The sequence below is a fragment of the Altibacter lentus genome, assembly GCF_000746845.1.
Taxonomy (GTDB): Bacteria; Bacteroidota; Bacteroidia; order Flavobacteriales; family Flavobacteriaceae; genus Altibacter; species Altibacter lentus.
On sequence record NZ_KN050846.1, the window covers coordinates 120749 to 131383 of the forward strand.

At 30.7% G+C, this 10635-nt stretch carries 8 protein-coding genes; all 8 read right to left on the reverse strand.

The genetic code is table 11. From position 1 onward, the window contains the following. Positions 1-110: 110 nt before the first annotated feature. Positions 111-611, reverse strand: a complete 501-nt coding sequence (locus JS40_RS00745; protein ID WP_152558088.1) for a hypothetical protein — start codon at positions 609-611, stop codon at positions 111-113. A gap of 161 nt (positions 612-772) precedes the next feature. Then, on the reverse strand, positions 773-1705 hold the full coding sequence (locus tag JS40_RS00750) for an SRPBCC family protein (RefSeq protein ID WP_034257712.1): 933 nt from the start codon (positions 1703-1705) through the stop codon (positions 773-775). 136 nt (positions 1706-1841) lie between these two features. Beyond that, positions 1842-2342, reverse strand: coding sequence for a hypothetical protein (locus tag JS40_RS00755; RefSeq protein ID WP_152558088.1), 501 nt, complete (start codon positions 2340-2342; stop codon positions 1842-1844). 249 nt (positions 2343-2591) lie between these two features. Further along, positions 2592-4556, reverse strand: coding sequence for a hypothetical protein (locus tag JS40_RS00760; RefSeq protein WP_152558099.1), 1965 nt, complete (start codon positions 4554-4556; stop codon positions 2592-2594). A gap of 280 nt (positions 4557-4836) precedes the next feature. Then, the gene (locus tag JS40_RS00765) at positions 4837-7710 is read right to left on the reverse strand and encodes a type III restriction-modification system endonuclease (protein ID WP_034257714.1); all 2874 of its coding nucleotides are present in this window, start codon (positions 7708-7710) and stop codon (positions 4837-4839) included. Position 7711: 1 nt separating this feature from the next. Then, entirely contained in the window at positions 7712-9676 is a 1965-nt protein-coding gene (locus tag JS40_RS00770; protein ID WP_034257715.1) for a site-specific DNA-methyltransferase, read from the reverse strand. Position 9677: 1 nt separating this feature from the next. After that, positions 9678-9884, reverse strand: coding sequence for a helix-turn-helix domain-containing protein (locus JS40_RS00775; protein WP_034257716.1), 207 nt, complete (start codon positions 9882-9884; stop codon positions 9678-9680). A gap of 370 nt (positions 9885-10254) precedes the next feature. Continuing rightward, the coding region (locus tag JS40_RS15545; protein ID WP_233273929.1) for a hypothetical protein at positions 10255-10635 on the reverse strand (381 nt) is incomplete at its 5' end.

Below are 10635 nucleotides of genomic sequence, written 5' to 3' on the forward strand. Positions count from 1 at the left end.
CAACGTGCTTGTGTATGATTTGTGCGGCTGAGAATCGATAGATTTTCAGTCGTTGCGAATCATATTGTTAAATATATAAATTTTTAATTGAAGTAGGAGTAAAGCATGAATTATACACGTTGTTGCCACACGTTTTTTATCAGTCGTTTTAATTTTCTGTCAGTTATTCTCAATTGTACAAATCCACATTTTCCAGCCACTCCATAAACCGCTTGTGCAGTTTCTTTTTTAAATTCAGTCCATATCCGTTCTACATTTTCGGATTTCAGTTTGTCCACAACAATGCTTAATTCAGGTCGGTCATTTAGATTTACAATAATCGAACGTCTTTTTTTGTAATGTAAAATGAATAAAATTTTACAACCACATTCAATTCCGTTTTTGTTTTTATGTTCGTTGAAAATAGTTGGCGAATGTACTGTCTTAATTTTCGGTTCAGATTGTTCGTAAATTGAGTCAGATTTTATTTTAGACTTAATTAATTCAATCCGTTCTGCTTTGGATTCCGCTTTTTCATATTCCGCTTTCCATAGTTGATTTTCCGATTGTAAATCACAAACAGAAGTGTCGTTTTCTTGAGCATAAGTCATTCCGAAAACTAAAATTGTCAATATGTACAGAATTTTTCTCAAATGTGTGGCAACGGTTTTGTGTATGATTAGTGGCGTGTTTCAGCAACTAATTTAGCAAATACAAACCCAATAGGAAATCCGCGAGGATTTTCGTAAGCAAGCTTGAACTAGCCATTAATTATACACGGTGTTGTAAAACGTTATTTATTTTCAGCTTCTATTTTTATATGATTCAATACTCGTTTATGTATTCTGTGAATTATAAAGTCAGACCAAGTTTTCCAGTAAATTTCTGGTGTAATATCTACTTTGTACCAAGTCGTTCCTTCTAATTCCGTTTTATTTTCTCCGATTTTGGTCAGTTTAAATTGACCTTTATATGACTTGAAATAGCCATCTAAATGTGGTGGATGAACTTCCCAAAATGGATTAAATTCATTCATAGGAATTGGTTGTTCTTTTACGTCAAATTGTAATAAATTCGGTTCGTTCCAAGTTGTGATTGGCTCTACAAAACTTCCAGTTGTAAAATTACAATATCTTATTGCTCCAATTCCAGTTCCTTTAATTGTTGCGTCTGTCGGATATGAAATTCCAGTTTTAAATATCCAGTCAGTAGGTTCGTCTATTTTGTCAAAAGTCACAACGTTTTTCCAAACATTCTCAATATTTGAGTTAACAATAACTTTCGTTCTAACAGGAATTAAGTTTTCAGGTTCATTTACATAGTCGAAACTCATTGAACTTACGCAAATGATAAAAAGTCCAATTGTTGTATTTGTCGGATTTATCCACTTTCCAGAGTTTGCTTTAAATCCTAAATAAGAACCAAGCCAAACTAATAAAGCGATTAATGGTAAAGACATTACAATACAAATCATTCCTTCAATTGCGAAAATCAAAAGTCCAATTAAAACAATTCCAAGTGTTAGAAAACTTAATTTATAACTCTCTTTTTTACTTATTTCAGATAATTTTCCATTAATAAAAGGTGGAAGAAACCCAATTATGAATGGAATAACAAGAAATACAGTCCAACCATATTCTTTAAAAATTCCAATTTCTATATATCCTAAAATCGCAGATACGATTAGAGTGATTAAAATTGAAAATATTTTTGGATTTTTCTTCATTTACAGGATTTTGTTCTAATGTTTTACAACGTGCTTGTGTATGATTTGTGCGGCTGAGAATCGATAGATTTTCAGTCGTTGCGAATCATATTGTTAAATATATAAATTTTTAATTGAAGTAGGAGTAAAGCATGAATTATACACGTTGTTGCCACACGTTTTTTATCAGTCGTTTTAATTTTCTGTCAGTTATTCTCAATTGTACAAATCCACATTTTCCAGCCACTCCATAAACCGCTTGTGCAGTTTCTTTTTTAAATTCAGTCCATATCCGTTCTACATTTTCGGATTTCAGTTTGTCCACAACAATGCTTAATTCAGGTCGGTCATTTAGATTTACAATAATCGAACGTCTTTTTTTGTAATGTAAAATGAATAAAATTTTACAACCACATTCAATTCCGTTTTTGTTTTTATGTTCGTTGAAAATAGTTGGCGAATGTACTGTCTTAATTTTCGGTTCAGATTGTTCGTAAATTGAGTCAGATTTTATTTTAGACTTAATTAATTCAATCCGTTCTGCTTTGGATTCCGCTTTTTCATATTCCGCTTTCCATAGTTGATTTTCCGATTGTAAATCACAAACAGAAGTGTCGTTTTCTTGAGCATAAGTCATTCCGAAAACTAAAATTGTCAATATGTACAGAATTTTTCTCAAATGTGTGGCAACGGTCTTGTATATGGCTCGTAGCGTGTAAATTAGCGATTATTTTCGGATTAAGAACAAGCCAGATTTTTAAATTTTACTATTTATCTTTTTTTATTGTAAATCGTCAAATTTAAAAATTTGGCGACTTTCCAAATATGCCTTAACTTTGAATTAAGCAACTAACAAGCTATGAGCTATATACGTTGTTACCACACGTTTTTATTCACAATTTTCTTTTCAGTTGCATTTTCGACAAACTATTCCTTTCAGTATTTGACTTGTCGTAGTTGATAATATGTGCTTGTTTTTGCATTTTACTCGTATTTTGACTCCGCTATTTGTTCTATAAATATCTATTGTTTCAGCTCCAGCCTTTTTAATGATTTTTTTGGCTCGTTTTTCACGCTCAATTAATTCTTTATTTTTTGTATATGTGTAAACCTCTGATGGATTTAGCTTAATCTTTTTTGCTTTTTTAGGATATTTTATATTTTGATTTTCGAGCTGATTGATTATGAAGGCAATTAAATCGTTTAATTTGACATCTGTAAATACTTCTGGTATATAGATGATTTTAATACCTAAATCTTCACAAATATTTGCTTTCTGTTTATCATTATCAATCGTGGATTGTTTAACATATCTATGATTGATGTTTGTTGTAGAATAGTGCTGACGACCTTGATGTTCAAATGCAACTTTCAGTTCTTCATTGTAGCCGTCAAGCTCCATTTTATTTCCTAACTTATTTTTTAACCAATTAGGTCTAATACTGTTGAAGTCTTTACCAAATATTTTTTCAAAACTCAATCTACAAGTTCTTTCTCCAATACCTTTGGTACAGGTTGGACACCATTTACCTCTTTTTATATTATTTGGTGTTGCAATCCAAGTATGATTTTCTGAACACGACCATTTCATTTTTGTCGCATCATTTTTGTAGCTTTCTGAAAGACATTTTCCACCTCTTTCAATTGCTAATTCTTGTATTTCTTTTAATGTAGATTTTGCTGTTCCATAACATTTTCGACACCAAGTACCATTTTTTATCCCTTGAGGTCTTGCGAACCACCTATGACCAAATTCGCATTCTACGTGAATTCTGCTTTGAGTTGCGTTCAAATATGTTTTTGATAAACATTTTCCACCTCTTTTTTCTATGATTTTTATAAAGTCTTCAATTGTATCCCTTTGCTCATCACTTACCTTTTTTACAGCACAAATGTTACACCATCCACCTTTTTTAATAATTAAAGGAATTGTTTCCCAAGTATGACCTTTGCTACATTGAAATTCTAATTTTGATTTACTATTTATGTATGTTTGCGACAAACATTTGCCACCTTTTGCTATAGCTATTCTCCTAACTTCATTAAGCTTTTCTTCAATCTGTTCCTTTGTTGTTGCTTTAAATGTGCCTGCACAAATTGGACACCAAGTTTTACCTGATTTTATTGAACCAGCCATAGTTTCCCAAGTATGACCTTTTTGACATTGAAATTTTAATTGAGTTCTTTGATTTTCATAAAAATCACTCAAGCAAATACCATTTTTTAATTTGGCATAATTTTTAAAAAATTCGATTGAAGTTCTTCTTTTAAGTCCAGCTTGTTTTTGTGAACAAATTCGGCACCAATTACCGCCTTTTATATTTCCATATGTAGATTGCCAAATATGACCTTTATTACATTGCCAAGTCATTTTTGTTTGCGTATTCCTATAAGTTTTCGAAAGACAAAGTCCGTTTCTCTCTTTTGCGGTTTTATGACAGTCATCTATTGATAATCGTAATTTTTCCGCTGTTCTCTCTGAAGAACAAATATTGCACCAAGTACCACCACGAACTCCGTGATAAGTAGCTTTCCAAGTATGACCTTTGTCGCATTGCCATACTAATTTTGAATGAGCGTTAATATATTCTGTAGATAGACAAAATCCATTATTTTTTTGTGCTAATTGAGTACAATCAGATATAGATTTTTTGAGATGCTGTTTTGATTTCTTTATAGCACATCTTTTGCACCAAAAACCTCTAATTAAATTTCTGGGAAAAGTCGACCACTTATGATTTTCAGCACAAACTAAATCAAGTTTGGTTTCGGAATTAGTCAATTTATTAGTCAAACATTTTCCACCATTTTTTTCGGCAATAGCTTTGTAGTGCTCTATGTCGTATTTCGGTGTTCGCAATGTTTTTCTCAAATGTGTGGTAACGTGTTTGTATATGAGTAGTGCGAGGCAAATACTCAATGTTTTTCCGTTGTGAAATTGTTTTTCGTGATAAACTTTTACTTCGAGACTTATCACTTATCTCGCATTACTTATATACGTTGTTGTAAGTAGTGCTTTTTTCATTCAGTTTGGTTTTCCGATGTTTGTTATTTAGTTCAAATGTGAGCGTTGGCAAGACATACTCTTTTGCAATTTTGGGCTTGTGTTTTGGCTGAAGCGAATTGCGAATGTGTATGGCTTTAAGCGTTGGCTATTTTTCAACTACAATTTCTCGTATTAAATTTTCTATTTTTTTATTACTGAATTGCTTTCTGAATTTAATCTTAATTGTATCTCCAAAGAACTTTTCTGCGTGTCTTATTTTCTGTTTTTCCTCATTTCTCAAACTTTCTTGTGCTGTGTTTTTTGTTTCTACAACAAAGTATAGTTTTTTGGATTTGTCTTCATAATTCAAAACATAAGCAAAATCAGGCGAATAACTTTTTCCACCAGCAACAGGAATCTTTATTGAGTTTTTTGGGATTTTAGAGAAAACAACTACTTCTTTCAAGTTTTGTTCAATATTCTGTTTTTCTAATTCAGAATCGTAAAATAGTTCATCAAGTAAATAAGTGTCGGCAACATTATTCTCGGAATACATTACTCCAACATCAGAAGCAGAAATTTCTTTTAAAACATTTCCTCTTTCGTCTGTAAATTTGGTCGGATGAATTTCATTGCTCACTTTTTGATATTCAATACCAAATTTATCTATTGCATTAAACATTAAATAATTCTCGAATTTTTGCTTAATAATGCGAACTGTAGCAATATTTAAAAATTTGTTTATGTCGATATTAGAATCAATAAATGAACTGTTTAAAGTTTTTATATTGATATTTAATGTTTTTGCTAATTCCTTCAAGAAACTACTGTACTTCATTGTAGAAATTGGCGTTATTTCATTTCCATAAATTTCTTGTTCTTCTTTAACTCCAGCAATGTTGTCAGTTATTTCAATTTGTGCTGTTCTTTCTTTTATGCCTTCAATGGTAAAATTACTGTTTTGCTCATTCAAGAAATTAACAAATAAGGATTTGAATTTATCTTCTTTATCAAACTTATATTCTAAAATTACCTTTTCATTTAATTTCTCCCAAAGCTCTTTTAATTCGCTGTATTTTTCAGTTCGTATGCTTACTTGCTTTTTCTTATCTGTAGATTTTCTGACTTTGTTAGAACCAACACCTTCAAATATTTTAGGATAGTTATGTTTGATAAAATCAAAACCACCTTCTTTGAATTTATTAGACCTTGTTACAACATTATTATCGTCCAATATTTCAAATAAATCATCTTCTGTGGTTTCGTATAATTCGCAAATTTTCTTAACAATATCGTCTGATAGTTTTTCTGGAATATCCTCTATTGAAATTGCACCAGATTTCTCATTAATTTCATTTACTAATTTATCCACAAAATCACTTTCAGTAAAATCTACAAAGTAGTTTAAATAAAACTGTTCGTCCTTTACTCGGTTTCCGTATTCATTTACAGGCAGTCTTAAACCTCTACCAACTTCTTGTAATTTTGAAATATCGCTACCACTACTTCTTAATTTACAAATCTGAAAAACATTTGGGTTATCCCAACCTTCTCGTAAAGTCCATTTTGAAAAAATAAATCGTCTTGGATTATCTAAATCAAGCATTGCTTGTTTGTCGTGCAATATTTCATTTATTTCTTTTTCTATTGCTTCATCTTTTTCCGAATTATCTTTTGAAAAATATCCTGCGTGAGTGAGACTTATATCTTCCAAGGTTTTTTCAAGATATGCTTTGTAAAACTTGTTCTTTTCAGTTTTGAGTAAGGTTTCTACCTCTGCTTTTATCAAACTTTCAATAGTAGTTCTTAAATAACCATCTTCATTTCTGTACTCTTCTATGTTGTCAATAAAGAATAGTGTAATTGGTTTAATTTTTACACTTCTTGTAAGTAATCGTTTCTCATTTTCAAAATGGCTTTTTATGGCTTTTTGAATCATTACTTCTTGCAGTTTTTCTGCATAAGAATAAGGGTTTAATTTATCGCCTTTTGATAATTCAATGCCATTAGATAAAACAACTTTACTTTTATTTAAACTTTCTACATACAAATCTTCCATTGCAGAATGTACTCTTTGTAAACTTTCTTTTTTAGCAAGTTTAAATGTCTTTTTACTCTTGTCTTCCAATAATTCAAAAGTGGCTTCTTTTCCGTCCGTATTATTGAGTTTTACAATAGCATTTTTTCCGCTTTCAAACTCTGTAATATGACCTATTACGCCTTTTACTAAATTACGATTGAACGAATCTACAGCAGTTAAAGTGTAAACTAAATTTTCATATTCTCTAAATGTTGCTCCATAACGCAAAATATATTGCGGTTTCATTTTTTGAATATTCTCCCAAGTTTTGTTGGCTTTTGAAAACTTATGAGGTTCATCTATAATTACAAAAGGACTAACTGCTGAAATTGCTTTAAACGGAATAGTGTGTTTGTCAAAAATACCTTTATCAAAACTCTTTTGCATTGTTTCAGAGTTTACCATTCCTGCATTTATGACCATTACTTGAATGCTATTTTTTTCGTAAACACCTGCGTTTACAAAACTATTCACAGCAGGTGGCATAAATGATTTTTTGTTTTTACCTCCTTTTTTACTTTCTACAATATGCAGTTTAATGGTTTTGCCATATTGTTCTTTAAAATGTGCTCTTGCACTATCACTTTTTAAAAAGTCGATTGTTCCAGCTTTAATTGAAAGTGTAGGAACAATGACAATAAATTTAAAAAGACCGTAATTTTTATTGAGTTCAAAAATAGTTTTGGTGTAAGTATAGGTTTTTCCTGTTCCTGTTTCCATCATAATATCTATGATGTTACTATTTAGATTTACCTTTCCTTCAATATTGTTGACCTTTTGTAATTCTATTATGTTTTTAGGATAGGTATTATTGCCATCATAAATTTTCAAGGTAGGATTAAGAAATTGTTTGTCAACTCCTTTTGGGTTTTCTTTTTCTAAATTATTAAAAACAGAAACCGTACTTTTTACCGCTTGTGATTGATGCTGTAGATTTTTTTCAAAATTAAATCCTTTCATATTAGTAGCGTGTTATAAAGTCAATGTCAATACTTTTTTTGTTAGCGTAAGATTTAATATTTTCACTTATTTCACGCAAATTTTTACTTTCAAAATGATAGCCAAATGCTATGATTGTAGTTGGATTAAAACTTTTATCGCTATCTATTTTTTCTAATAATGTTTTTAAATTTTTAGTTGTAAAACCTTTATCCATTAAATATAGTTTTTCACTACTGTAATGTGCTGTATAGCCATTTAAGTCTATTTCTTGTATGCTTGTAGTAAGTGGAACACCATCATAAGTTTTCCAAGTAACTAATAATGCTCTTATGTCTTCTTTGGTTAGCTTACTTTCATCAAACAAACTTGTTTGTTTTTCAAGTTCTTCTGATTCAAAATTATAATCTTCCCATATTGGCATTGTTTCAAATACCTTAAAACCTAAATCTTGATTTGATAAATCTTTATCTTTGTTATCTTCTTGTATTTTTTTAGAAGCACGAATTAATCGCTCTTTAGTGATGTCAAAAATCGTAGGCTCTTCTACCTTTAATTCGTTTTTCACAAAATCGTAAGCGGTTTTATTGCTTTTTGGGTCAATTAGTTCAGGTAATTGCGCTAAAATAAATTTACGCTTTCCATTGTCTCCTGCGTTGAGTTGCATTACGGCATCGCCTGTTGTGCCACTACCTGCGAAGAAGTCGAGGATTATAGCTTTTGGGTCATTATAAGATATTGCCTTAATAATCGTTTCAATTAATTTAGTTGGTTTTGGGTTGCTAAAAAGGTCAATTCCAAAAAGGGATACAATTTGCTTTGTAGCATCTTCATTTGTTTCCATTTCATAATGAGTTGGTGAAAACGAATTTTTCATCTTTTTTATTTCGCCACCAACTTTAATATGGTTTGGTCTAAATGGTATTTTGCTGATTGAAATTTTTTCTTTGTTTTTGATTATTTCATCTAAAGTTTTTTGAGAGTATCTCCATTCGCCCTTAAGTCTAAATTCATTTTCATTTAAACCATCTTTAATAATAAGTTCGTTAAGTAATTCTGTAATAATTTTACCCTCAGACATATCTTGCGGCTTAATAGTACAATCTTCGATTGAAAATTCAACAGTTTTAGGCGGAAAGGTTAGCTCTTCTAAGGAATTACCTGCGTTATTAAATGGGTACTTTTTGCCTTCTGTAGTTTTCTCTATTGAAAATGGAAAAGTTTTATTCGAATTATTTACATAACATATAATATATTCAGAAAGTTTACCAACATTTTTATGTAAAAAAGAAGGTTTCTTTTTCTTCTCCCATATAAATTCACTTACAAAATTCTCCTCCCCAAAAATCTCATCCATCAATAAACGAAGTTGTGCAACTTCATTATCATCAATAGAAACGAAAATTACTCCATCTTCTTTTAAAAGTTGTTTGGCAATATACAATCTTGGATACATAAAAGTTAACCAAGCAGAATGTGAGTTACTTTTACTTTGGGTAAAATCTAAAATTCGTTTGGCTCGTTCTTCATTTACTCCTGCTAATTCTTGTAGTTCATCTATAGTGAATTTTCTGTCGTCTGCATATACAAAACCATCACTACCTGTGTTGTATGGTGGGTCAATGTATATCATTTTTACTTTTTCATAATAGGCATTTGATAAGTGTTTTAGCACTTCCAGATTGTCTCCTTTTATGAGTAAGTTTTCAGAGTTTTTATTTTCTTCTTTTTGGTTAAAAGTTTCATCTTCTTTTAATAACGTAGTGGTTTCATCTGTTGCTAATAAACGAGCGTAAGATTTACCCAACCAATCTATTCCGTAACTTTCTTTTGAAAAGTTGATTTCATTTTTTGAAAGTTGGGTTTTGAATTTATCAAAGTCAAATTCTCCGTTTTTGTCAAAACAGCTTGGGAAGTTTTGTTTTAGTATTTCCAAATCCTTATTTGGTGGTTGTATGTTGCCTGTTATTTTTTGTTCTTTACTCATCTTATTTCCCAATATTATTTTCGCTATCTACTAACAAGTCTTTTGCGTTGACTTGTAGTATTTCTGCTATTTTGTATAAGTCTTCTAAACTCGGTTGTCTTTTATTTCTTGCGTATTCATTAATGGTCGGATAACTTTTGTCCATTTTTTCAGCAAGCCAAGTCTGACTAATTCCTTTGTCTTTTAAAACTTCTTTAATTCGGTTCATTTTAAACCTTTTTATAATTTGGCAGAAAGATAGCAAAAATTCATTGTTAAATAATGAAAATGTTCATTGTATTATCAGAAGTATTGCGTTGGGAAAAGGCAAGCTCTTTTTATTTTTTGAGGCACGAAAAAAATGAAATGTGCTTGACTGTGCGGTTGGCTTTTTTAGCTCAAATGTTCAATTTCAGCACAATTTCCGCATTACTTACAACGGTTAAGGCTAAAATTTCGACGGGTTGGCAGCGACGCCGGGGATCCGCCAACGGCGGAACATCGGAGTGAGGAGCTGCGTACCCAAATTTGTCCGATTAACTTTTTTAGCTTCTTTAAAAGTATAAAATTTGTTTCAATTAATTCAGTCCCGCTGAATTTTAGCCTATGTTGGTGCTAGTTTCTAAAGATAAAAAAGGTTCGAAAGTTTTAACCAGTTCGTTCTTGGGCTTCTTGATAATACTAAAGATTGGCATCTCGCCACAAAGTAGTCGTTTATCATCTTTTTCGATTAACCAATATTCAACTCCAATCTTCTTTTTAGTTGAATTATTATATTCAACTTTTCTGATTTTAGAAAATAAACTTTTTCTAAAATAATCAGATGCCTTTCCCACACTCTTAAATTTATATTGAATGAATACCTCATAGTTGTCATCTATAAAGAAATCGCAGTATCCTGAAAAAAAGCTAAATGATAGTTTCAGCTTCTCATTGAATGTGAGGATTATTAGGACATAATCTTTCTCTAATTCTGACTT